The organism is Micromonospora sp. NPDC049004 (assembly GCF_040649315.1).
Lineage (GTDB): Bacteria > Actinomycetota > Actinomycetes > Mycobacteriales > Micromonosporaceae > Micromonospora.
The window spans coordinates 61,684-83,650 of record NZ_JBEZFG010000014.1 but is presented as its reverse complement, the minus strand read 5'-3'; the positions used below and the strand labels follow the sequence as shown (position 1 = coordinate 83,650).

Genomic DNA, 21,967 nt, shown 5'->3' with positions numbered 1-21,967 from the left:
GTGTCCACATCCGGGGCAGCTCGAACGGCCGACGCGCCGACCCCGATACCCAGCCACGCCGGCCCGACGGTCCACATCCGGGGCAGCTCGAACGGCCGACGCGCCGACCCCGATACCCAGCCACGCCGGCCCGACGGTCCACATCCGGGGCAGCTCGAACGGCCAGCGCGCTCACCCCGATACCCGGCCGCGTCGGCCGGATGGTCCATATCTGGGGCAGCTCGACAGGATGCGAACAGACCACAGCCGGTTGGCTCTGACCAAGCCCGCGCCGCCCGCGCCCCGCAGCCTGTGACCGCTGACCGCAGACCGCTGACCGCAGACCGCAGATCACCGCCCACCGACCGAAGACCACGGACCGCCGACCGCCGATCACCGACCACCGACCACCGACCAGGACACACGGACCACGGACCAGGACCACGGCCGAGGGCGGCGGTCAGCCGTCGACCAGGCGGCCGTCGCGCAGGACGAGCACCCGGTCCGCGAGGTCGATCAGGGCCGGATCGTGGGTGGCCACCAGGGCCGTCATGCCACGGGCGTGCACCACCGCGCGCAGCAGGTCCATGATGGAGCGGCCGGTCTCCGAGTCCAGCTGTCCAGTGGGTTCGTCGGCGATGAGCAGGTCCGGCTCGTTGGCGAGCGCGCGGGCGACCGCCACGCGCTGCTGCTGCCCGCCGGACAGCTCGTACGGGCGCTGCGCCGCGTGCCCGCCCAACCCCACCAGCTCCAGCAGCACCGCCACGCGCTGCTCCCGCTCCGCGGCCGGCACCTGCGCCAGCCGCAACGGCACGCCCACGTTCTCGGCGGCGGAGAGGATCGGCACCAGCCCGAAGGTCTGGAAGACGAAACCGACGGTGCCCCGGCGCAGCCGCAGCAGCTCGGCCTCCCCGGCCGAGGTCACGTCGTGCCCGGCCACCATGACCTGACCGCTGTCCGGCCGGTCCAGTCCGCCGATGATGTTGAGCAACGTGGTCTTGCCAGCGCCGGAGCGACCCCGGATGGCGACCAGCTCACCGCGGTTGGCGCTGAACGAGACATCGCGTACCGCCTGCACGGCGTGCTCACCGCGACCGAAGGTCCGGCTCACGCCGCTGACCCGCACCACCTCGTCCGCTGGCGTTGCGGAGCTGCCGCTGAACCCGGCCGTTCCGGCCACCACCATGTCCTGAGGGCTCACGCCCGTGCCTCCCGCTCGTCCGAGGCCCGGTCACCGGGCCGTACCTGCACGTGGTCGGGCTCCAGATCGAGCCGGACCCGCTCTTTCAGCGACAGCGCGTCGACGAACGCGGCCGGCAGCTGCATCCGGCCGTTGCGGTCCAGCACCGCGTACTCCTCGCTGACCAGTTCGGTGTTGCCGTCCGCGCCGACGCGCGCGGTCCGGCGTACCTCGGAGGCGGTTCGGCCGTCGCGGATCGCGACGGTCCGGCGGACCTGGGTGGCCACGGCGTGGTCGTGGGTGACGACGACGATGGTCACGCCCAGTTCGGCGTTGATGGTGCGCAGCGCCGCGAAGACCTCCGCGCCGGTGGCCTCGTCCAGTTCACCGGTCGGCTCGTCGGCGAAGAGCACCTCCGGGTCGTTGGCCACGGCCACCGCCACCGCGCACCGCTGCTGCTCGCCGCCGCTGAGCTGGCCCGGCCGGCGGTCCGCGCAGTAGCCCACGCCGACCATGTCGAGCAGCTCCCGGGCCCGTTCCCGGCGGGCCCTGGCGCCCCGCTTGCCGGCCAACTGCATCGGCAACTCGACATTCTCCAGCGCGGTCAGGTACGGCAGCAGGTTGCGACCCGTCTGCTGCCAGACGAACCCGACCAGCTCGCGCCGGTAGCTCAGCCGCCGCTTGGCCGACAGCGAGAGCAGGTCGTAGTCGGCCACCCGGGCGATGCCGGCGGTCGGCGTGTCCAGACCGGAGAGAATGTTGAGCAGGGTCGACTTGCCCGAGCCGGACGCGCCGACGATCGCCACCAGCTCACCCCGGTCGATGACCAGGTCCAGACCCTGCAGGGCGACGACCTCCACCCCCTCGGTCTTGAAGATGCGCACCAGACCGTCGCAGACGATGTGTCCGCGCAGTCGGTCCTGCCCGCCGGCCCGCTCGGCAGCGCGTTGCGCGGCCCTCTGTTGCAGGGCGGCCAGGTCGGGCACCAGTGACGTCTGTTCGGTAACGGTCATCTCAGCTCTCCTCTCCGAGCCGGAGCACCTCACCGAGGCGCAGCCGGCGGTTGTTCAGGGCCTCGACGGCGACCGCGAAGCCGAGGGCGACCGCCCCGAGTGCGAACACCGCGACGACCAGGCCGGGTTCGAACGCCACCCGGACCGGCACTCCGCCGGTGAACGCGGACAGGCCGAGCACCGGATTGAGCACCAGCGGGAGCACCGCGCCGACCAGCGCGCCGGTCAGCACCGACACGCCGACCAGCGGTGCCAGCTCGACCAGCAGCAGCCCCCGCCACTGCCGGCGGGACAGGCCGAGGGTGCGCAGCCGGGACAGCACCTGCCCCCGGGCCCGCGCGCCGGCCAGCACGGTGAACGCGATGGCCAGCAGTCCGAGCACGGTGCCGCCGGCGGCGCCCGCCACGAACCCGAAGGCCAGCACGCCGTTCGCGCCACCGTCACCGAGGTCCCGTCGTACGGCCGCTCGGGTGTCGACGGTGACTCCGAGCGGCCGTTCCCGGCCGGTGACCGCACCCTGCTGCTGGTAGCGCAGCTGGCCCTGGTCACCGGCCTGCCGGAGCGCCTCCACATCGAGCCGGTCCCCGGCGACGAGCAGGCTGGTCGGCACGGGCGTGGTGTTCCGCGGCGGCAGCGCCTGCCAGGGCAGGATGACAAACCGGCTGGTGCTCTGCGCCAACAGCGGGAAGCTGTCCTGCGCGCCGGCGACCCGGAACTCGTACCGCTGCCCCTGCACCGACACGAACGCCGAGCGGTCCAGGCCCGCCCGCGACAGGTCGGCGGCGACGGCCGGGGACACGATCGCGGGCAGCGGTCCCGGTTCGGCCCGGGCGGAGCGCAACGCGTCAGGGACCGTCACGTCGACCTCCGCGTCGCCGGCCACCCGGGCCAGTCCGGGGCCGTCGACCAGCAGCACCGTCGTCTGTCCGACCCGCGCGTCGGTGCCCACCTCGTCGGTGGCCAGCCGCTCGTCCGGCTCGATCAGGACCGGGGTGGCGGCCTGCACGCCGGGCAGACCGGCCAACGCCTCGACCGTGTCCGGGGCGAAGCGTTCCCCCCGGATCACCGCGTCGGCCGGAACGGTCCGCTCCACGGCCCGGTCGCGGCTGGCGTCGACGCCTGCGGCGACCACCGCGCAGAACGCCGCGGTGCCGATCGCCAGCACCACGACGACCAGTGGCGCGGCGACGGCGGATCGCCCGGCCCGCGCGGTGCCGAGGAATGTCACGCTGCCGCGCGTCCGCGCGGCCAGCCGGCTGACCAACCGCAACGGCCACGGGTACGCGCGCAGCGCGAGCACCGCCGCGGCGACCGCGAGCAGCACCGGCACGGACACCAGCAGCGGGTCCACCTCGCCGAGGGTGAGCCCGCGTCGGCGCAGCAGCACCGCGGCGAGCCCGGCCAGCAGCAGCAGGGAGACCTCGACGGTGAGCCGGCGGGCCGACGGGCGCACCCGGACCAGGTCCCGGCGAGCGGCACCGCCACCCTGCACGGCCAGTGTCGCCAGCGGCAGCGCCAGGGTGACCAGCACGGTCGCCGCCGCGGCGTACCGGGCGGTCGGATCCGGAGCGCCGGGGAACAGGGTGCCGAGCAACCAGCCGGCCACTGCGGCGACCGGCACCACCAGCAGTGACTCGGCCAGACTGCGACGGGCGCCTGCGGTGGCGGCGCCACCACGGGCCCGGATCAACGCGAACTCCGAGCGGCGCCGACGGGTGGCCAGGATGGCCGCGAGCACGATCAGACCGGCCAGGGTGGCCAGCACGCCGGCGCCGATGACGGCGAGCAGGGTACGGGCGGCGTTCAGCTGGGCGGCGAACGCCCGCAGCGGAACGTCGACGCCGATGGTCAACGCGAAGCCCGGCGGAACGTTGCGCTGCATCTCCTGCAGGCCGCCGATCATCTCGTCCAGACCGCGTGCGTCGATCCGGTCGACGCCCAGTCGGTACCGCCACTCGGACTGGATCGGCCAGCCCTCCGTGGCTCGCTTGTTCATGGCGGACTGGGCGATCACGCCGGTGATGGTGAACGGCTGGCCGTCGCCTTGCGGTTCAATGATTCGCAGCAGCTGCGGCAGTCCGTCCCACATCCCGTCCGCGCGGTCGATGGGCCGGAACAGCCCGGACACCACCACCGGTTTCGGGTCGCCGAAGGTACCCGCGAGATCGACGGTGCCGATGCGCAGCCGGCTGCCGGCGCGCAGGTTGAGCTTGCGGGCCACGTCGACGTCCAGCGCGACCTCGATCGGCCGGTCCGGAACGTACGTCTCACTGGGCCAGGTGCCCTCGACGAGGACGCCGGCGTCCTGAATCCCGGGCATGGCCCGCAGACCCAGGTCGACAAGCAGTTTGCGGGCCGCGAGGTCCGGCCCGACCAGGCGGGTCGGGGGGAGGTCCACCCGGTGCCACGACTCGGTGACGGCCGAGCGCACCTGCGGCGGCATCGCCGCGAGCAGGCCGTCGAATTTCTCCTGCGACTCCGCCATCGCCGTCTTCGTCGTGGGAATGGCGGAGTTCGACGTGTACGAGAGGTCCCGGCGGGCGGCGGGCTCATTGGTGAGCTGCGCCCGCAGCCCCTGTTCCGCGAGCCGGTTGACGAGTCGGGGCACTCCGCTGACCAGCAGAGTGACCACCAGGGTCAGCACTGCCAGAAGCAGGAACTGCCCGCCGTACGCCCGGACCCGGCGGGCGGCCGCGCCGACGCTCATCGTTCTCCCCCGATTCGCAGCTGCACCGCCGCCACCCGCTGACGGATGCCGGCGGCGATGAACGCGCTGAAGGCGAGCGCCGCCAGCAGCAGGCCGACCGCGGTCAGGCCGATGGGCACCCAGGGCAGCGCGAAGGCCGCCGGGGGCACCGGCCGGCCGGCGGCCGGGGTGAGGATGACCAGTGGAGCCATGGTGGCCCCGACGGTGGCGCCGAGCAGCAGCCCGACCCCGACGCCGATGCCGGCCAGGAAGGTCTGTTCGGCCAGCAACGCCCGGGCCAGCAGCCGGGGTGTGGCGCCGAGGGTGTGCAGCACCGCGAACTCGCCCAGTCGACGCCGGGCCGTGGCCCACACGTCGACCATGAGACCGACCAGGGCGAGCAGCACCGCCCCGAGCGCCGCGGCGAGCATCCCCGTACGCGACCCACGCCAGTACGGGTCGTCGGCGGCGGCCTCGATCACGGCTCGCCGGTCGAGGACTGTGACCCCCGTCAACTCACCTGTGGCGCGGGCCGCGGCGGCCGGGTCGTCGGCGCCGATCCACCACTCCGGCACCGGCCGGATGGTCCCGCCGGAGCGGATCAGCGCGTCGACCGCCGTGGGCAGGTCGAGCAGCACGCCCTCGCCGGTGGTGGTCGGCACGGAGTCCAGTTCGCCGAGCAGTCGGGCCGGCACGGACGCGCCGGAGAGGGTCAGGGTGAAGGTGTCGCCGGTGCGCAGGCTCAACGCGTCGCGTACCCCGGGGGTCATCAGCACCGGAACGGGTGCGATGTCTCCGGCGGGCACGATGGCGAACCGGGTGGGCGGTTGGTAGGCGAACTGCCCGCCGGGGATCACCTCCACCGGGAAGCTCGCGGCGACGCCCGACGCGGTGGACCGTGCGACGGCGGGCGCCTGGTTGCCGTCCTGGCGGCCGGTCGTCGTGTTCCATTGCCCGGTCAGTTCGGCGGGTCGGGTGGTGCCGTCCGCGCCGACGAGCGTCAGCCCCTCCACCTGGAGCTGGTACGAGTTCCCGGCCGCCGCCCCGCCGTCGGCCTCGAAGCCGGCGAGCCGCAGCCGCGCCGGGCCCACGTCGGGCAACTGCACGGTGAACGGCGCAGGCCGTCCGTCGCTGGTGGCGCTGACCGCCGGCAGCCGGAAGGCGAGCCCGTCGCTGCTGGTGACCAGCAGCGCCACCGCGATCTGCTGTGGCCGGACGGCCTGGCCGACGGGGGTGCGAGCCGTGCCGGTGATCGCACGGGTGCCGACGGGCAGTTCGACGCCGGCGGGGGCGCCACGCGCGGCGACCATCCGTTGGTACTGCGTCGACACCGGCTCGTCGCTGAGCCGGTCGGCGAGCCGGACGACACCGGCCGCGCTGGCCGGGTCGAACCCGATCACGGTCACGGGAAGGTCCCCGCGGCCGACCCGTACCTCGTCGCGCCACGCCGGCACCGCCCGGTGCACGCCCGGCAGCGCGGCGAGCTGACCGGCCCGGGACGGCGGGGCGGAGCCGGCCCGCTCGGTGACCCGCAGGTCGGCGCCGACCGTGTGGCCGGCCTGCTCGACCTGGGACCGCTCGCCCGTGCTGACCAGTGACCAGGCCAGGGTGCTCCCGCCGACGGCGAGGGCGAGCAGCAGCACGGGCCCGGCGTGCGGACGCCTGCCGGCCTGCCACATGCCGAACATGGTGGCCGTCCACGGCCGCCGGTCAACGAACCGCTCGGCGAACCGGGTCAGCGGCGGGAGCACCCGCAGCGCCAGCACGGCCCCGGCCAGCACACCGAGGGTCGGGGCGGCCACCAGCAGCGGGTCGAGCCCGAGACGGCCGTTCGAGCCGGCCAGCGGTGAGGCGTACCGGCGCAGTTGCACCCAGGCGAGCACGGCGAGTGCGACAAGCACCAGGTCGACGCTGGCCCGCTGGATGCTCGCCGACCGGTTCGGCCGGGACCGGGCGGCCATGTCGGCCACGTACGTGCCGGCCCCGCGCAGCGTCGGCGCGACCATGGCCACCAGGCATCCGGCGGCGGTCGCCGCGGCAACTGCCCAGACCAGGGTGGCGTTGCCGCCGGAGGCGGACAGTTCCGCCGCCCCGCCGGGCCGGACGAACCGCAGCGCCTCCCCGGCGAGCACCGGCCCGAGCAGGGCGGCCGGCGCCACCACGAGGGTCGCTTCCCGAGCGGCCAGGCCCGCGAGTTGGCGCCGGGCAGCGCCCCGGGCGCGCAGCAGTGCGGTCTGTGGACGGCGGTCCTCGTGCAGCAGGGCGGCGACCAGCACCAGCGCGTACCCGCCGAGCACCAGGATGAGCAGCAGCGGAGTGGCCAGCGCGGAGCGTCCCACCAGGTCGGCGCGGGCGATCCGGTCGAGCAGTTGGTCCATCTTCGTCAGGGACTGCGCCGAGCTGCCCAGTTGGGCGGCCTCCGGCACCGCCGTCGAGGCCGCGTTCACGGCGGCCCGCACCGCGGGCAGGTCACCGGCGTCGACGCCGCCGAGGTCCGGTTCGGCCAGCCAGGACGCCGTCACCGAGCCCGGGAAGGCGGTCACGAAGTCGGCCGGGTCCAGCGCGAACGGCCCGTACGAGGTGGCCGACCCGGCGCTGCCCACACCCACGCCGGGGGCCAGCAGCCAGTACGCCTCGGCCGGGTCGCGGGGCCGCCAGGTCCCGGCGAGCACCACCTCGCTGGCCTTCTCGGTGGAGCGGTCGCGCAGCGGGATCCGCTCGCCGGTGGTGAGGCCGAGTGTCGTGGCGACCCGTTCCGGCAGGCTCACCTGGACGGGTTTCGCTCCGGGACGCGGCCACGCTCCGCTGGCCAGTTCGGCGTGCGCGGCCAGGTCGTCGAGGGTGGCCAGGTTCGCGAAGATCGGCTCGTCGCCTGTGCGCGGCACCGAGCCGAGGTCGCCGGTCAACTCCCGGCCGGTGCCGTACTGGGCCCCGGCGACGGTGACCGGGACCCCGGCGAGCCCGTCGGCGAACTGGGCACGTGCCGCCTGGTCGCGGGTGGCGAACTCGGCGGCGTCACGGCCGCCGGCGCCGCTGATGAGCAGGCCGCGTTCCTCGGCCGGCGACGCGGCGACCAGCGCCCGCTGCCCGGCGTCCACCGCCCGGCGGTTGTAGTCGGACAGACCGGTGACCAACGCTACGGCCACCAGGGCGGCGATCACCGCGGCAACCAGCAGACCCCGCGCCTCGCGGGCCCGCCTCCACACCAGCTTCATCCGACGCCTCCCCTGGCCCTGGCGGGCCGACGACCTTCAAGACAGGTCACCTACGGGGAAAGGTTCGCGCCCGTTACATGATCGTTATTACGAGTACGGCAGGCGTGGTCACGTTCCGCGCCGGGCCGTCCGTACCGCGAACAGCACCGCGCCCACGACGAGCAGGGCGCCGATGAGCTGGAGGCCCGGCGAGTCGTCGGCTCCTCCGTACACGACGGCGGCGACGCCGAGGGCGACGACGAGAACGGCGATGACGTACCTCATGGGGTTTCCTCCTCGACCCACTCGAGCAGGTCTCCGGGCTGACAGTCGAGCACTCGGCACATCGCTTCCAGGGTGCTGAAGCGGACGGCCTTGGCGCGGCCGTTCTTCAGGACCGCCACGTTCGCCGGGGTGAGCCCGACGCGCTCGGCGAACTCGCCGACGCTCATCTTGCGCTTGGCCAACTCGACGTCGATGCGGACGATGATGGGCATCAGATCACCGCTTCCATGTCGGTCCGCAGCGTCGTGGCCTGCCGCAGCAGCGCGCGCATCACGACCATGAGGAGCCCGAGCACCGTGACGCCCATCGTCAACAGGAACAGCAGGATCGGGCCGCCCGGGTCGTCCGCGTTGAAGCCGACGTAGAGGAAGACCCCCACCAGCACCACCCACCCCGCGCCGATGGCCCACACGATCAGGTCGACCCACTTCAGGGACGCCTCGGTGAAGATGCGGTCGTCCTTGACCAGGCTGAGCAACTTCCAGGTGCAGACGATCACCACCTGGACGCACAGCACCCAGAACACCGTCACGGCGGTCAGCGGCCACCGGAGGTACGCGTGCTCCGGCGACTCCTGGGCCATGTGCGCGAACTGCCCCGGCAACGAGAAGCTCTGAAAGCCGACCAGAACCACGAACAGCACCACGAGAAAGACTCTGAGAGCGGCTACCGCTCGACGTTCAACAGCCATGCATCGAGTTTCGCTCGTTACCTATCGAAAGTCAATCGGTACGGCGTCAACGTAATCCGCCGGGGACTCGCATACTTGGACCGTGACCAACCAGAGCGACGCTCTCCCCGTGCTGAGCATCGACGGCGCCTCGTTCGTCGACTTCGCCGGCTTCGTACGCGAGTTCTCGCGGCTGCTGCCGGACGCGACGTGGAACGGAAACCTCGACGCCTTCAACGACATCCTGCACGGAGGCTTCGGCACCCCCGAGACACCGTGGGTGCTCAGGTGGCTCAACTCCGACGTGTCGCGGGCGGCACTCGGTCAGGACGCGACGGTCCGCTGGCTGGAGCAGATCCTGCGAACCTGCCACCCGTCGAACCGCGCCGACGTCGAGGCCAGGCTCCGTAGCGCGCGACGCGGCCAGGGGCAGACGCTGTTCGACATGATCGTCGAGATCATCCGCGACCACGGCCCGCGCGGCGAGGAATCCGAGAACGGCATCATCCTCGAACTGCTCTGAACGGTCGCCTACGTTCGCCGGTGGTAGTGGTTGCGGCGCGGCAGCTGCTCCGGGTCGAGCCAGGCCGGCGGCACGAATTCGGGGTGGCCGTCGCCGCCGAGGCGGACGGCCCAGTCGCTCTGGTGGATGTGGCGGTGGTGGTGGCCGCACAGCAGAACGGCGTTGTCGAGGCTGGTCGTGCCACCGTCGACCCAGTGGCGGATGTGGTGGGCGGCGCACCAGCGGGGTGGTCGGTCACAGCCTGGGAACGTGCAGCCGCCGTCCCGAAGGACCAGGGCTCGACGCAGCGGACCGGAGATGAGACGCCGTTGTCGGCCCACGTCGAGAACCTGGCCGGCGCCGCCCAGCACGGCAGGCAGGATGGCGGCATCGCAGGCGAGCCGACGCACCGACTCGGGGGTGAGATGCGGGCCGATGTCGAGGACGCCGGCATGCAGTTGCCGCGCCAGGCCGTCGTAACTGATGGTGACGACGACCTGGGCGGGGTCGCCGCCGTGCTCGGGCAGCTCACCGGTACGCAGGGCGAGTCGGCACACGTCGGCGAGGGCATCGTGGCGGCGCTGCCCGGGGCTGCGGCTGTCGTCCGGCCCGGAGGGCGCGCAGAGAGGATCGATGGCGGCCCGCAGCAGGGCAGCGGCTTCCGCGTCGAGCGTGCCGGCGAGCCGCAGCCGGCCGCTGGCCTGCTCGGAGATGGTGACGTGCCGGTCGCGGGCGGCTCGGGTGGCCTCGGCCTTCAAGGCCGCTGCGGCGGCAGCATCGGCGAGGTCGGGGGCGACGTGGTCGAGGATCCGAGTGCCCATCTTGCGCAGCAGGGTGGGTTCGAACTGCTCGGCCCACTCCACCAGCACGCCGACCGCCTTGTCGACGACCTCGGCGCCCGCCGAGGCCGACACGGCGGCGGCGGTGTCGACGATGACCCGGGCCTGCTCGACGCTGACGACCCCATCCGCCAGGGCGGCCCGCGCGCCGGGCGGCGCCACGTCGAGCGATGCAGCGAGCCCGACCAGCCGACGGGCCGCGGCAACGTCGAGGCGCAGGCGATGGCGCAGCCACACAGCAGTCGAGGACGCGCCCTGCCCGACAGCGACGCCCCGGCCGTCCAGCTCGCGCACCGCCGCCATCTGCACCGCGGCCAGCCGCTGTTGCAGCCGGTGGGTGGCATCGATCGTCGCGATCAGGTCATGCTCGGAGAGGGCCCAGGCGGCGGCGTCGGCGCAGGCCGCCACCGCACTCTCCGCCCGCGCCAACTCATCGATCACAGGAGAATTTTAGAACGCGTGTACGACACTCTCGGCCGCCCGAACATCGACAGGCCCCTCCGCACGCGTCAGTCTTCGGCCAACTCCGGCCGGTGCTGCCTGATCCACGCCACAACGTCCGACTTCCGCCAGACCTTGCCCTGCACCAGGTCTGCCACCGGCTCTGGGAAGTTGCGGTGGCTGGTGATCACGTAAACCCGCTGCTTGCTGATGCCTCCGAGCATCACCCGGATCTCCGCAGCACCTACCAGGTCCATAGGGCGGACGCTAAACAGTTGCCCTAGCTCCTTGACTCGGGGCAACGCCCCGGTCACCGTAAAGGGTATGTCCACGCCGAACCCAGACGCTCACGTCCACGGCCCGCTGAGCAGCCTCCATCCCGTGCACCAGCACCTACCGCGCCGGCCACTATGGCTCTGTCGGGTCTGCTGCGACCCGTGGCCGTGCCCGGCCGCACGGATGTTGCTGCGAGTCGAGTACCGGGCGGATCGGGTGGCCTTGTCGATCTACATGGCCAGCCAGTTGTTCGACGCCACGGCGGACCTGTGCCGGCTCAACCCCGATCCGGCGCCCGACCCGGCGGAACTGTTCGCCAGGTTCCTGGCGTGGACCGCAACGCCACCCAGCTGAAACAGAGGTGATCAGGCGTCGTCGGGGGTGCGCTTGGCGCGGCTGGGCTGCACGCGCTTGGGTTCGCCGGGCATCTTCGGGTGGTCCGGTGGGTACGGCAGATCGCCCTGGCCGGCCGCGGCGTCGCGCTCGGCCCACTCCAGCAGGGGCGTGATGTCCCACGGGGCGTCGTCGATGCCGGCATGCGGGTCGCCCTGCTCGGCGAGCCGGGTCGGGACGCTGCGCAGGTCGAAGTCGTCCGGGTCGACGTCGGGCAGCTCGTCCCAGGTGACCGGGGTGGAGACGGTCGCCCGGGCGTTGGCCCGCAGCGAGTACGCGCAGGCGATCGTCCGGTCCCGGGCCATCTGGTTGTAGTCGACGAAGACCCGGGTGCCGCGCTCCTCCTTCCACCAGGCGGTGGTCACCAGGTCGGGGTTGCGGCGCTCCACCTCCCGGGCCAGCGCGATCGTGGCGCGACGCACCTCGGTGAACGTCCAACGGGGCTGGATGCGCAGGTAGACGTGCACGCCGCGGCCGCCGGAGGTCTTCGGCCAGCCGGTCGCGCCCAGCTCGTCGAGGAGCGCACGGACCTCGCCGGCGGACCGCGCCGCGTCGGCGAAGTCGGTGCCGGGCTGCGGGTCGAGGTCGATGCGCAGCTCGTCGGGGCGGTCCACGTCGGCGGCGCGCACCGGCCACGGGTGGAAGACGATCGTGCCCATCTGTGCCGCCCAGGCCACGTGCGCCAGATCGGCCGGGCAGAGTTCGGCCGCGCTGCGACCGCTGGGGAAGGTGATCTGGGCGGTGGTCACCCAGGGCGGCACGCCCCGGGTGGGCACCCGCTTCTGGAAGAACGCCTCACCCTCGACGCCCTCGGGGAAGCGTTGCAGCGTGGTGGGCCGGTCCCGCAGGGCGCGCATGATGCCGTCGCCGACCGCCAGGTAGTAGTGGAAGACGTCCGCCTTGGTGAACCCCCGCTGCGGGAAGATCACGCGGTCCGGACTGCTCAGCCGTACGCTGCGCCCGGCCACCTCGACCTCGGCGACCGCTGCCTTGGTGCCACCCATCCCGCGACCTTATGCCACGCCCCCGACGTTCGACGTACCGTTGACTGGTGAGTCTTGACGACAACAACCTGCCCAAGACCGAGGACGAGTGGCGTGTCCGCCTGAGCCCCGAGGAGTTCCACGTCCTGCGGGAGGCCGGCACCGAACGCCCGTGGGTCGGTGAGTACGTGGACACCAAGACCCAGGGGGTCTACCACTGTCGCGCCTGCGGTCTCGAACTCTTCTCCAGCGACACGAAGTTCGACTCGCACTGCGGGTGGCCGAGCTTCGACGACGCCATCCCGGGCCGGGTCAAGGAGATCGAGGACCGCAGCCTCGGCATGGCCCGTACGGAGATCCGCTGCGCCCGCTGCGACAGCCACCTCGGGCACGTGTTCCACGGCGAGGGCTTCACCCCGAAGGACACCCGGCACTGCGTCAACTCGATCTCGGTCCGGCTGGAACCGCGCTGACGGGCGCGTTCAGCGCGTACCCCTGAGAAGTTCGACCTCCGCGCTGCGGGACTGGTCGATCCGCCGGGCCAGGTCGCGGACCTGCTCGTTGCGACCGACGCCGACCTGGGCCCGGGCCAGGTCGGCGGCGGCCCGCTGGTGGTCGGCGAGGACCTCGCGCAGCACCCGGTCGACGTCGGCGTCCGACGCGGCCCGCAGCCGGTCGAGCGCGGTGTCGTCGCCGTGCCCGGCGTGGTCGTGCCCGGCCGCGCTCACGCCCGGCCCGGTCGTGGGCAGCCAACCGCGCATGGCCGACAGCTCGTCGGCCTCGGTCGCCTCGATGGCGGCGGCCAGGGTGCGCAGCGAGTCGTCGCGCAGCCGGTCCCGGACGAGCCGGACGATCTGCAACGTGCGTTCGGTGTGCCCGACCATCGTGCTCAGGAACACCACGTCGATGCCGCTCAGCTCAGCTCCGGCCGGCGCGGGCCCGACCGCCGCCGACGCGGCCGGGGCCGCGGAAGCTGGCGGGCGCTCCGACGGCCCTGCGCAGGCGGTGAGCAGCGACGCGACGACCAGGCAGGTCAGCAGGGTTGCGCGGGGCATGCCGAGGGCTCCGATCATCCGGGGACGGCGCGGCACGGGTGCGGCCGGGGCCGCACCCGTGCGGGTCAGACCTGTTGCCAGAGGGCCGGCACGTTCGGCGGCTCCCAGCCGAGGATCGCCGTGTGGGCCTGCCGGCAGCGGTACGTCAGGCCGCCGTAGGTGACCTGGTCGCCGACCTGGTACGCCCGGCCGGCGGTCCAGGTGCCACCCGTCGCGGGCGGCGTCGTCGGCGGGGTCGTCGGCGCCGTGGTCGGGCTGGTGGTGGGCCGTGGCGTGGGTGAGGTTGTCGGCGTGGGGGTGGGCGTCGATCCGCCGCCGCCGATCTGCACGTCGATGCAGGAGTAGAACGCGTTCGCCGTGTCGGAGATGTTCCACACCGCGAGGATCTTCTGCCGGCCGGAGAAGCCGCCCAGGTTGACGGTGTGCGAGACAGTGGCGCCGGGCTGCTGCCCGTTGCCGTTGACCACGCCGACGCGGGTGTTGCCGATCCAGTACTCCCAGTTGCTGGTGGCGTGCCGGGCGGTGTTGACCCAGGTGAAGGTCAGCGAACTCCCGACCGACGTGGCCGGCCAGCCCCGGCTGTCGTCGTTGAGGACGGCGAACTGGGCGATGCCGGCGTTGCAGCTCTTGAGGCCCTTGGGTCCTTCGACGCTCTGCGGCTCGTACTTGATCTGCCCGCAGTCGGGCACCCGGCCCTGCGCGCAGAGCGCCTGCCGGCTCGGTGGGGCGGAGACGTAGCCGTGCGCCTGGGCGGGCGCGGCGACGGTGAGGGTGGCGGCGACAGCGCCCGCCGCCACCAGCGGGACGGTGATTCTTCGACGCATGGGGGCAGCTCCTTCTCCAGGTGCGGTGAGGTGCCCCCAAGGTAATTTAAACTTTATTAACAGTAAAGAGCGCGGTCGATAAATACATCGATGGTGACGACTTCGCTCCTCAGAGTCGCAGCAGGCTGCCGCGGTCGTCGACGTCGTCGGCCGTCTCGTCGTCGAGCCAGACCCCGCCGCTGGCGAGATAGCGGAACCGGTACTCCCCCGGGCCGAGCTTCACCGTCACCGTCCGGGTGCCGTCGCGGCGGGCCACCAACTCGTGCCGGCCGGGCTCCCAGTCGTTGAAGGAGCCCACGACGCTCACCGGGCCGGGCGGGGTGTCCCGCGGGAGGCAGAACGTCACCCGGGTCTGGCTGCCGAAGAGCTTGTTGCGTTTGATCATGGCGATCCTCCGGGGTCACGGCGCTCATCGGACCTAACGGACGACACGCCGGAGCCGACACGCCGCTCAACCCGGCCAGCTGGCGGCATCCCGCCCGCCACCGCCCCACCCTGGGGCACTCTGGGGGCACATGTCCTGATAAGGGGGTTTTTCGGTGGCAACCTGCGAGGTCTGCGGCAACGACTACTGGATGGCGTTCGAGGTGCACACCGTCAGCGGCGACGTGCACACCTTCGACTCGTTCGAGTGCGCGATCCACCGCCTGGCGCCCATCTGCGAACACTGCCAAATCAAGATCGTCGGGCACGGCGTGGAGGTCAACGGCCGGTTCTTCTGCTGCGGGCACTGCGCCCGCGCGGTCGAGGGCGCCGAGGGCGCCGAGATCCGCGACGCCGTCGGCGCCCGCCCCGCCTGACCGCGCGCCCTGCGGTACGGTCGCCCGATGCGGCCACTGCTGGGCGTCCTGCCCCCGCCGCGCTCCTGAGCGGAGCGCCGCGCCCCACACCGACCGGGTGACCCACCCCGGCCGGTCAGTTCGCCGTACGCGCTCCGTCGACGTCGTCCCCGTCAACGTCATCCCAACGGAGCGCAACAGTGTCCACGTCCCGTACCGCGCCGCCGGCCACCCCGGCCCCGGCCGCCCTGAAGGCCCGCACCGGCCTGATCCAGATCACCGTCACCGGAGTCCTGTGGGGCACCACAGGTGTGGCGGTGCAACTGCTGCGCGAGGGCACCGGGCTCAGCCCGGTGAGCATCGGCTTCCACCGTCTCGCGATCGCCGCGCTCGTGCTGCTGGCGTGCAGCGCCGGCCGACTCCGCACACTCCTGGCCGCCCTGCGCGCGGCACCCGTACCGCTGCTGCTCACCGGCGTCGGCCTCGGCCTCTACCAGGCGCTCTACTTCGCCGCCGTGGCCCTCGCCGGGGTCAGCGTGGCCACCGTGGTGAGCCTGGGCCTGGCGCCGGTGCTCGCGGCGACCTGGGAGTCGCTGCGGGCCCGCCGGCTTCCCGGCCCGACACGCCTCGGCACCCTGATCACCGCCGTGGCCGGGCTCGCCCTGATCACCGGGGCCACCGCCGAGCCCACCACGGCGGCGCCGGCCCCGCTGCTGGGCCTGCTCGCGGCCGCCGGGTCCGGCCTCGGGTACGCGGTGACGACCCTGATCAGCCGCCAGGTGTCGCAGCACACCGCACCGATGACACTGACCACCATCTCCACGGTGGTCGGCGCGCTGACCCTGGCGCCGATGGCACTTGTCGCCGGCGTCGCCGTCGACGTACGCCTCGACACCCTGGCGCTGCTGCTGCACCTCGGCATCGTCACCACCGCCGTGGCGTACGCGCTGTTCTACGCCGGGCTGCGCACGACGGCCGGCAGCGTCGCGGCCGTCCTGACCCTGCTCGAACCGCTGACGGCGGCGGCGCTGGCCGTGGCGCTGCTGCACGAGCCGCTCCCCCTGCCGGTACTCCTCGGCGGCGCGCTGCTGCTCACCGCCGTGGCCGCCACCTACCTCGCGCCGACCCGCGGAGACGCCGCGTGAGCCGGCCCGGCCTACGATCGGTGGGTGCCCCAGCAGACCACCGAGATCCGGGCGGCGTCCTTCGCCGACCTGGACGCCCGCACCTTCCACGACCTGCTCAAGCTGCGCATCGACGTGTTCGTGGTCGAGCAGAACTGCCCCTACCCCGAACTCGACGGGCGCGACGTGGAGCCGGGCACGCGCCACCTCTGGTTGACCGACGGCGACGCGCCGCTGGCGTACCTGCGGATCCTCGCCGACCCCGACGGCGCCGCCCGGATCGGTCGGGTGGTGGTGGCCCCAAAGGCGCGCGGCGGCGGGCAGGCGGGGCGGCTGATGACCGCGGCGCTGGACCTCGTCGGCAACCGGCCCTGCGTGCTGGAGGCCCAGTCGCACCTGGTCGGTTTCTACGCCCGGCACGGCTTCGCGGTGAGCGGCCCGGAGTACGTCGAGGACGGCATTCCGCACACCCCGATGCGCCGCAAGGTCATTGACGTCTGACGATCGACCTGGCATCGTGCCGGGTAGAGCCAGCGCGGGAGCAACGCAGCAGGCACGGGAGCGGGCAACTCCCGGCCGTCCGGGTGTCGTCGTCCGACCTCATCCCCCCGGGGGCTCCATGTCCACTCTCGCCCGATCACCACGCGTGCTCCGGCCACTCGCCATCGCGGCGGCCGTCACGCTCCTGCTGACCACCGCGCTGAGCGTCGCGCTGGTCCAGCCCGCCTCCGCGCACGGCTCGGTCGTCGACCCGGCCTCGCGCAACTACAGCTGCTGGCAACGCTGGGGCAGCGACTTCCAGAATCCCCGGATGGCCACCGAGGACCCGATGTGCTGGCAGGCCTGGCAGGCCGACCCGCAGGCCATGTGGAACTGGAACGGGCTGTTCCGCGAGGGTGTGGCGGGCAACCACCAGGCCGCCGTCCCCGACGGCCAGCTGTGCAGCGGCGGACGCACACAGAATGGTCGCTACAACGCCCTGGACACCATCGGCGCGTGGAAGGCCACCCCGGTGTCGAACAACTTCCGGCTGCGCTTCTTCGACCAGGCCAGCCACGGCGCGGACTACATCCGGGTGTACGTGACCAAGCAGGGCTTCAACTCGTCGACCGAGGCGCTCGGCTGGGACGACCTGGAGCTGGCCGGCCAGATCGGCAACACCCCGGCGTCGCAGTGGGACAAGGACACCGGTGGCGTGTCCATCCAGATCCCGGTCAGCGCGCCGGGCCGCACCGGGCGGCACATCGTCTACACGGTCTGGCAGGCCAGTCACCTGGACCAGTCGTACTACCTGTGCAGTGACGTGGACTTCTCCGGCGGCACGAGCACCCCGCCGCCCACGACGCCGCCGCCGACGACCCCGCCGCCCACCACCCCGCCGCCCACCACCCCGCCGCCGAGCACCCCGCCGCCGAGCACTCCCGTGCCGGCCGGCGCCTGCTACGCGACGTACTCGATCACCGGTCAGTGGGCCGGCGGCTTCCAGGCCGAGGTGAAGGTGACCGCGGGGGCCAACTCGCCGACCCAGAGCTGGTCGGTGAGCTGGAACTTCAACAACGGTCAACAGGTCGCGTCCGCGTGGAACGCCAACCTCACCACCAACGGCACGCTGGTGACCGCGCGCAACGTGAACTACAACGGCGCCCTGGCCGGCGGAGCGAGCACCACGTTCGGCTTCCTCGGCTCGTGGACCGGCAGCAACCCCGTTCCCCTGGTCTCCTGTACGAAGACCAGCTGATCCCCGTCCGGCGCCGCACCCGGGCGGGGGCGCGGCGCCGGCCGGCGGGGCTCAGACCAGGCAGTTGACGATCTCGGCGACCGACCGGCGGCGGCCCGTGTAGAACGGGACCTCCTCGCGGACGTGCCGGCGGGCCCCCGAGGCGCGCAGGTCCCGCATCAGGTCGACGATCCGGTGCAGCTCGTCGGCCTCGAAGGCGAGCATCCACTCGTAGTCACCCAGCGCGAACGACGCGACCGTGTTGGCGCGGACGTCCGGGTAGCCACGCGCCATCTTGCCGTGCTCGGCCAGCATCTCGCGCCGCTCGGCGTCGGGCAGCAGGTACCACTCGTAGGAGCGCACGAACGGGTAGACGCACAGGTAGGGGCGGGCCTCCTCGCCGGCGAGGAACGCCGGGATGTGGCTCTTGTTGAACTCCGCCGGCCGGTGCAGCGCCATCTGCGACCAGACCGGGGTCAGCGCCCGGCCCAGCGTGGTGCGGCGGAACCGCAGGTACGCGTCCTGCAGAGCGTCGCTCGACGCGGAGTGCCACCAGATCATCACGTCCGCGTCGGCGCGCAACCCGGACACGTCGTACACGCCCCGGATCACCACGTCCTTGCCGGCCAGCTCCTCGAAGAGGGACTCGACCTCACCTGTGACGTTGTCCCGCAGAGACGGCAGCGGGGCGCTCGCCCGGAACACCGACCACATCGTGTAACGGATGCTGTCGTTCAGCTCCCGCAACCGGGCCGCGTTGGTCTGCTCGGTCATCTCGCCGATCCTCCCAGTGCTGTGATGATCTCGTCGGCCGCCGTCTCGCCGGAGCGTACGCAGACCGGTATGCCGACACCGTCGTAACCGGCGCCAGCCAGGGCCAGTGTGGGATGCGCGGCCCGCAGCGCCGTCCGCGCTGCCGTCACCCGGTCGGCGTGCCCCGGCGCGTACTGGGGCAGCGCGCCGCCCCACCGCTGCACGTGCCCGTCGACCGGGGCGGGCAGCGGGGCGCCGAGCACCGCCGACAGCTCCCGGTGCACGGTGGCGGCCAGGTCGGCGTCCGGGCGCTGGAGCTGCGCCTCCTCGCCGTAGCGGCCCACCGAGGCGCGCACCAGCGCCAGCCCGTCCGGCCGCCGCAGGTGCCCCCACTTCGTGGTGAAGAACGTGGCCGCCTTGATCAGCAACCCCTCGGTGGTCGGCACCAGGAAGCCGGACAGCTCGGGCAGCAACGGCTGCGGCAACGCCAGGGTGACCAGCGCGACGCTCGCGTAGTCCAGCTCGCCCACCGCCGAGGCGGCCACCGGGGCCGGGCCGGCGAGCAGCCGGGCCGCCGGCCGGGCCGGCACCGCCAGCACCACGGCGTCCACGTCGACGAGCTCGGGAGCGCGGGTCGGGCCGACCGTGAGCCGCCAACCCGTGCCGGTGGGCGTGAGGTCGCGCACCGCGGCGTCCCGTCGTACCGTCGCGCCGCTGGCCGTCACCGCGGCCTCGACCAGCGTGCTCAGCCCACCGGCCAGGGTGCCGAAGACCGGGGCCCCCGGCGCGCGCGGCGCGGCGGCCTGCGCCGCCCGGACCGCGCCGACGAGGGTGTGCTCCACCCGGGCGGCACGTGCCAGCGCCGGCATCGTGGTGACCAGCGACAGGTCGTCCGCGCGGCCCGCGTACACGCCACCCAGCATCGGGTCGACCAACCGCTCGACCACCTCGTCCCCGAAGCGGGACCGGACCAGCGCGCCCACCGAGACGTCCGCGTCCGGCCCGACCAGCGGCCGGCCGCCGTCGGTGTCGGCGTCCGCGGCCGGGCGCGCGACAGTGGCCACCCGATCCAGATCCCCGGGTACGCCCACCAGCGTCCCGCCCGGGATGGGGCGCAGCCCTCCGTCGACGACAAGCGCGGCCTGCCCGACGCTCGGGTGCACGATCCGGTCCGCCAGGCCGAGCCGGCGGATCAGGGTCACCGCCGCGCTCTCGACGCCTGTCGGGTCGCGCATCAGGAACGACTCGGCGCCGAACTCCACAGGCGCTCCGGCCAACGTCCCGGTGCGCAGCTTGCCGCCCACCGCGCCGGACTGCTCGTACACCGTGATCTCGGTGCCTTCCGGCGCGCGGTCGCGCAGCCGGACCGCGGCGGCCAGCCCGGCGATCCCGCCGCCGACCACCGCCACCCGCCAGGGCTGCCGCATCGCCGTGTCAGCCCTGGTCGGCCCGGCGGCTGGAGACCTCGTGCACCAGCGCGACCACCCGGGTCAGCACGTCCGGGTCGGTCTCCGGCAGCACACCGTGGCCGAGGTTGAACACGTGCCCGGGAGCCGCCCGCCCCTGCGCCAAAATCCGGCGCACCTCGGCCTCCACCACCGGCCACGGCGCGAGCAGCACGGCCGGGTCCAGGTTGCCCTGCACCGCCTTGTCCGGGCCGATCCGGTGCGTGGCCACGTCCAGCGGGGTACGCCAGTCGACGCCGACCACGTCCGCGCCGGCCTCGCCCATCGCGCCGAGCAGCTCGGCGGTGCCCACCCCGAAGTGGATCCGCGGCACGCCCGCGGCGACGAGCCCGCTCAGCACCGCCGTCGAGTGCGGCAGCACGTAGCGGCGGTAGTCGGCCTCGGAGAGCGCGCCCGCCCACGAGTCGAACAGCTGCACGGCGGAGACGCCGGCCTCGATCTGCACCCGCAGGAAGGCGAGCGTCACCTCGGACAACCGGCCGCAGAGCGCGTGCCACAGCTCGGGCTCGCCGTACATCAGGGCCTTGGTCTTCGCGTGGGTCCGCGACGGTCCGCCCTCGACCAGGTAGCTGGCCAGGGTGAACGGTGCGCCGGCGAAGCCGATCAGCGGAGTGTCGCCCAGCTCGACCACCAGCTGGCGGACGGCCTCGTCCACGTACGGGACGTCGTCGCGGCCGATCGGGCGGATCCGCTCGATGTCGGCGGCGGTACGGATCGGCTCGGCCACCACCGGGCCGGTGCCCGGCACGATGTCCAGGTCGATCCCGGCCGCGGCGACCGGCACCACGATGTCGCTGAACAGGATGGCCGCGTCGACCCCGTGCCGGCGCACCGGCTGGAGGGTGATCTCGGCGACCAGCTCCGGGCGACGGCAGGACTCCAGCATCGGCACGCTGGCCCTGATCTCCCGGTACTCCGGCAGTGAGCGGCCGGCCTGGCGCATGAACCAGACCGGGGTGTGCGGCCCGGGCCGTCGCCGACAGGCCCGGATGAAGGGCGAGTCGGCCGGGCCGCCGGGGCGCGGCTGTCCGTCTCGGGCGGCAGTGCCCGTGGTGTCCGTGGTCATCGCCGCAATCGTGCCACGCCGCCCGACCCCAGCCCGCCGCGGGTGAACGGAAGGGGACGCACCTAACGTCCGTCGCGCCAGCGGTCGGTCGGGGTACGCGTCGGCGTGCCGTCGAAGCGGGTGGGCCGACGGCGGCATAGGCTGCCGACATGGCCCCCCCGATCGCGCTCCCGGAGACCTTCGCCCGCGCGGTCGCCGGGCTCCGGTCGCCGGCACCCCGACCGGAGATCACCCTCGAGGAGGTCGGCGCCCCCCAGCGGCTCGCGCCGTTCACGTTCGCGCTCGCCGCGACGGTGCTGCGCGACGGCGACGAGGTGGCCACCGGCCGGCTGATCCTTCTGCACGACCCGGCCGGGCACGAGGCCTGGCAGGGCACGCTGCGACTGGTCACCTACGTGACGGCGGAGTTGGAGGTCGACCTCGCCGCCGACCCGCTGCTCCCCGGGGTCGGCTGGACGTGGCTGACCGACGCCCTCGACACCCAGGACGCCTGTCACCGGGCGATCGGCGGGACTGTCACCCAGACCATGTCGACCCGGTTCGGCGACCTGGCCGGGCCGCCGACGGCCGGCGACATCGAGATCCGCGCCTCCTGGACGCCCGTCGACGACGACCTCGCCCCCCACCTGCTCGGCTGGTGCACCCTGCTCGCCTCGACGGCCGGCCTGCCCCCACCCGGGGTCACCGCCCTGGCCGACCGCCGTCCGGCCGCCACCGCCTGAAACCACGGCGGCGGCCGGCA

24 protein-coding genes are annotated in these 21,967 nt (G+C 73.3%); 8 read left to right on the top strand and 16 right to left on the bottom strand.

The annotated features are described in order from the left end of the window. Nucleotides 1-439 precede the first annotated feature (439 nt). From AB0B97_RS30650 to AB0B97_RS30620, 7 genes are all read right to left on the bottom strand, one after another. A complete protein-coding gene (locus AB0B97_RS30650; RefSeq protein ID WP_357498638.1) occupies nt 440-1,165 on the bottom strand; it encodes an ABC transporter ATP-binding protein in 726 nt (241 codons plus the stop codon). A gap of 11 nt (nt 1,166-1,176) precedes the next feature. Further along, nucleotides 1,177-2,172 (bottom strand): ABC transporter ATP-binding protein, encoded by a 996-nt coding sequence (locus tag AB0B97_RS30645; protein ID WP_357498586.1) that lies wholly within the window; start codon nt 2,170-2,172, stop codon nt 1,177-1,179. 1 nt (nt 2,173) lies between these two features. Further along, nucleotides 2,174-4,879, bottom strand: coding sequence for an FtsX-like permease family protein (locus AB0B97_RS30640; protein WP_357498584.1), 2,706 nt, complete (start codon nt 4,877-4,879; stop codon nt 2,174-2,176). Further along, nucleotides 4,876-8,073: an ABC transporter permease gene (locus AB0B97_RS30635; protein WP_357498582.1), complete on the bottom strand. Its 3,198-nt coding sequence runs from the start codon at nt 8,071-8,073 to the stop codon at nt 4,876-4,878. The genes AB0B97_RS30640 and AB0B97_RS30635 overlap by 4 nt, the downstream gene beginning before the upstream one ends. A 108-nt stretch (nt 8,074-8,181) precedes the next feature. Beyond that, nucleotides 8,182-8,337, bottom strand: a complete 156-nt coding sequence (locus tag AB0B97_RS30630; protein WP_234588995.1) for a hypothetical protein — start codon at nt 8,335-8,337, stop codon at nt 8,182-8,184. Then, nucleotides 8,334-8,549 carry a helix-turn-helix transcriptional regulator gene (locus AB0B97_RS30625; RefSeq protein ID WP_007457017.1) on the bottom strand — a complete coding sequence of 72 codons (216 nt, stop codon included), beginning with the start codon at nt 8,547-8,549 and terminating at the stop codon, nt 8,334-8,336. Before AB0B97_RS30625 ends, AB0B97_RS30630 begins: the two co-directional genes overlap by 4 nt. Further along, the gene (locus AB0B97_RS30620) at nt 8,549-9,028 is read right to left on the bottom strand and encodes a DUF2975 domain-containing protein (protein ID WP_357498579.1); all 480 of its coding nucleotides are present in this window, start codon (nt 9,026-9,028) and stop codon (nt 8,549-8,551) included. Before AB0B97_RS30620 ends, AB0B97_RS30625 begins: the two co-directional genes overlap by 1 nt. Nucleotides 9,029-9,110: 82 nt before the next feature. On the opposite strand from AB0B97_RS30620, the gene AB0B97_RS30615 reads away from it, so the two are divergent. Further along, a complete protein-coding gene (locus AB0B97_RS30615; RefSeq protein ID WP_357498577.1) occupies nt 9,111-9,530 on the top strand; it encodes a barstar family protein in 420 nt (139 codons plus the stop codon). Between the two features lie 8 nt (nt 9,531-9,538). Here AB0B97_RS30615 and AB0B97_RS30610 read toward each other — a convergent pair whose 3' ends face one another. Beyond that, on the bottom strand, nt 9,539-10,789 hold the full coding sequence (locus AB0B97_RS30610) for a DUF222 domain-containing protein (RefSeq protein WP_357498575.1): 1,251 nt from the start codon (nt 10,787-10,789) through the stop codon (nt 9,539-9,541). Nucleotides 10,790-10,857: 68 nt separating this feature from the next. Next, nucleotides 10,858-11,046: a hypothetical protein gene (locus tag AB0B97_RS30605; protein WP_357498573.1), complete on the bottom strand. Its 189-nt coding sequence runs from the start codon at nt 11,044-11,046 to the stop codon at nt 10,858-10,860. 67 nt (nt 11,047-11,113) lie between these two features. On the opposite strand from AB0B97_RS30605, the gene AB0B97_RS30600 reads away from it, so the two are divergent. Continuing rightward, the gene (locus tag AB0B97_RS30600; RefSeq protein ID WP_357498571.1) at nt 11,114-11,419 is read left to right on the top strand and encodes a hypothetical protein; all 306 of its coding nucleotides are present in this window, start codon (nt 11,114-11,116) and stop codon (nt 11,417-11,419) included. An 11-nt stretch (nt 11,420-11,430) separates the two neighbouring features. Here the strand turns inward: AB0B97_RS30600 and ligD are convergent, their stop codons facing one another. Continuing rightward, on the bottom strand, nt 11,431-12,462 hold the full coding sequence (gene ligD, locus AB0B97_RS30595; RefSeq protein ID WP_357498569.1) for a non-homologous end-joining DNA ligase: 1,032 nt from the start codon (nt 12,460-12,462) through the stop codon (nt 11,431-11,433). Between the two features lie 47 nt (nt 12,463-12,509). Between ligD and msrB the strand changes: the two genes are divergently transcribed. Next, a complete protein-coding gene (msrB, locus tag AB0B97_RS30590) occupies nt 12,510-12,914 on the top strand; it encodes a peptide-methionine (R)-S-oxide reductase MsrB (RefSeq protein WP_234588985.1) in 405 nt (134 codons plus the stop codon). 9 nt (nt 12,915-12,923) lie between these two features. Here msrB and AB0B97_RS30585 read toward each other — a convergent pair whose 3' ends face one another. The 3 genes from AB0B97_RS30585 to AB0B97_RS30575 all read right to left on the bottom strand — a co-directional run bounded on the left by AB0B97_RS30585 (nt 12,924) and on the right by AB0B97_RS30575 (nt 14,705). Further along, nucleotides 12,924-13,496 (bottom strand): DUF305 domain-containing protein, encoded by a 573-nt coding sequence (locus AB0B97_RS30585; protein WP_357498567.1) that lies wholly within the window; start codon nt 13,494-13,496, stop codon nt 12,924-12,926. 65 nt (nt 13,497-13,561) lie between these two features. Next, complete coding sequence (locus tag AB0B97_RS30580) at nt 13,562-14,320, bottom strand: lytic polysaccharide monooxygenase (RefSeq protein ID WP_357498565.1); 759 nt, start codon at nt 14,318-14,320, stop codon at nt 13,562-13,564. 109 nt (nt 14,321-14,429) lie between these two features. Then, nucleotides 14,430-14,705 (bottom strand): glycoside hydrolase, encoded by a 276-nt coding sequence (locus tag AB0B97_RS30575; RefSeq protein WP_357498564.1) that lies wholly within the window; start codon nt 14,703-14,705, stop codon nt 14,430-14,432. Between the two features lie 154 nt (nt 14,706-14,859). Here AB0B97_RS30575 and AB0B97_RS30570 point away from each other — a divergent pair, with 154 nt between their 5' ends. The 4 genes from AB0B97_RS30570 to AB0B97_RS30555 all read left to right on the top strand — a co-directional run bounded on the left by AB0B97_RS30570 (nt 14,860) and on the right by AB0B97_RS30555 (nt 17,961). Continuing rightward, complete coding sequence (locus AB0B97_RS30570; protein ID WP_357498562.1) at nt 14,860-15,120, top strand: Prokaryotic metallothionein; 261 nt, start codon at nt 14,860-14,862, stop codon at nt 15,118-15,120. A gap of 179 nt (nt 15,121-15,299) precedes the next feature. Next, nucleotides 15,300-16,244, top strand: a complete 945-nt coding sequence (locus tag AB0B97_RS30565) for a DMT family transporter (RefSeq protein ID WP_357498560.1) — start codon at nt 15,300-15,302, stop codon at nt 16,242-16,244. Between the two features lie 24 nt (nt 16,245-16,268). Further along, the gene (locus tag AB0B97_RS30560; RefSeq protein WP_357498558.1) at nt 16,269-16,724 is read left to right on the top strand and encodes a GNAT family N-acetyltransferase; all 456 of its coding nucleotides are present in this window, start codon (nt 16,269-16,271) and stop codon (nt 16,722-16,724) included. Between the two features lie 118 nt (nt 16,725-16,842). Continuing rightward, nucleotides 16,843-17,961 carry a lytic polysaccharide monooxygenase gene (locus tag AB0B97_RS30555; protein WP_357498556.1) on the top strand — a complete coding sequence of 373 codons (1,119 nt, stop codon included), beginning with the start codon at nt 16,843-16,845 and terminating at the stop codon, nt 17,959-17,961. Between the two features lie 51 nt (nt 17,962-18,012). Here AB0B97_RS30555 and hemQ read toward each other — a convergent pair whose 3' ends face one another. From hemQ to hemE, 3 genes are read right to left on the bottom strand one after another with little or no spacing between them, the layout of a single operon-like run. After that, nucleotides 18,013-18,714, bottom strand: a complete 702-nt coding sequence (gene hemQ / locus AB0B97_RS30550; protein ID WP_007456984.1) for a hydrogen peroxide-dependent heme synthase — start codon at nt 18,712-18,714, stop codon at nt 18,013-18,015. Continuing rightward, on the bottom strand, nt 18,711-20,120 hold the full coding sequence (gene hemG / locus AB0B97_RS30545; RefSeq protein WP_357498554.1) for a protoporphyrinogen oxidase: 1,410 nt from the start codon (nt 20,118-20,120) through the stop codon (nt 18,711-18,713). Before hemG ends, hemQ begins: the two co-directional genes overlap by 4 nt. 7 nt (nt 20,121-20,127) lie before the next feature. After that, entirely contained in the window at nt 20,128-21,225 is a 1,098-nt protein-coding gene (gene hemE / locus AB0B97_RS30540) for a uroporphyrinogen decarboxylase (protein ID WP_357498552.1), read from the bottom strand. Between the two features lie 149 nt (nt 21,226-21,374). Here hemE and AB0B97_RS30535 point away from each other — a divergent pair, with 149 nt between their 5' ends. Continuing rightward, nucleotides 21,375-21,947: a DUF3000 domain-containing protein gene (locus tag AB0B97_RS30535; protein ID WP_357498550.1), complete on the top strand. Its 573-nt coding sequence runs from the start codon at nt 21,375-21,377 to the stop codon at nt 21,945-21,947. Nucleotides 21,948-21,967 lie beyond the last annotated feature (20 nt).

Coding starts and splice junctions, on each gene's coding strand:
- AB0B97_RS30650 (WP_357498638.1), bottom strand. CDS start 1,165: ATGGTGGTGGCCGGAACGGCCGGGTTCAGCGGCAGCTCCGCAACGCCA.
- AB0B97_RS30645 (WP_357498586.1), bottom strand. CDS start 2,172: ATGACCGTTACCGAACAGACGTCACTGGTGCCCGACCTGGCCGCCCTG.
- AB0B97_RS30640 (WP_357498584.1), bottom strand. CDS start 4,879: ATGAGCGTCGGCGCGGCCGCCCGCCGGGTCCGGGCGTACGGCGGGCAG.
- AB0B97_RS30635 (WP_357498582.1), bottom strand. CDS start 8,073: ATGAAGCTGGTGTGGAGGCGGGCCCGCGAGGCGCGGGGTCTGCTGGTT.
- AB0B97_RS30630 (WP_234588995.1), bottom strand. CDS start 8,337: ATGAGGTACGTCATCGCCGTTCTCGTCGTCGCCCTCGGCGTCGCCGCC.
- AB0B97_RS30625 (WP_007457017.1), bottom strand. CDS start 8,549: ATGCCCATCATCGTCCGCATCGACGTCGAGTTGGCCAAGCGCAAGATG.
- AB0B97_RS30620 (WP_357498579.1), bottom strand. CDS start 9,028: ATGGCTGTTGAACGTCGAGCGGTAGCCGCTCTCAGAGTCTTTCTCGTG.
- AB0B97_RS30605 (WP_357498573.1), bottom strand. CDS start 11,046: ATGGACCTGGTAGGTGCTGCGGAGATCCGGGTGATGCTCGGAGGCATC.
- AB0B97_RS30600 (WP_357498571.1), top strand. CDS start 11,114: ATGTCCACGCCGAACCCAGACGCTCACGTCCACGGCCCGCTGAGCAGC.
- ligD (WP_357498569.1), bottom strand. CDS start 12,462: ATGGGTGGCACCAAGGCAGCGGTCGCCGAGGTCGAGGTGGCCGGGCGC.
- AB0B97_RS30585 (WP_357498567.1), bottom strand. CDS start 13,496: ATGCCCCGCGCAACCCTGCTGACCTGCCTGGTCGTCGCGTCGCTGCTC.
- AB0B97_RS30580 (WP_357498565.1), bottom strand. CDS start 14,320: ATGCGTCGAAGAATCACCGTCCCGCTGGTGGCGGCGGGCGCTGTCGCC.
- AB0B97_RS30575 (WP_357498564.1), bottom strand. CDS start 14,705: ATGATCAAACGCAACAAGCTCTTCGGCAGCCAGACCCGGGTGACGTTC.
- AB0B97_RS30555 (WP_357498556.1), top strand. CDS start 16,843: ATGTCCACTCTCGCCCGATCACCACGCGTGCTCCGGCCACTCGCCATC.
- hemQ (WP_007456984.1), bottom strand. CDS start 18,714: ATGACCGAGCAGACCAACGCGGCCCGGTTGCGGGAGCTGAACGACAGC.
- hemG (WP_357498554.1), bottom strand. CDS start 20,120: ATGCGGCAGCCCTGGCGGGTGGCGGTGGTCGGCGGCGGGATCGCCGGG.
- hemE (WP_357498552.1), bottom strand. CDS start 21,225: ATGACCACGGACACCACGGGCACTGCCGCCCGAGACGGACAGCCGCGC.
- AB0B97_RS30535 (WP_357498550.1), top strand. CDS start 21,375: ATGGCCCCCCCGATCGCGCTCCCGGAGACCTTCGCCCGCGCGGTCGCC.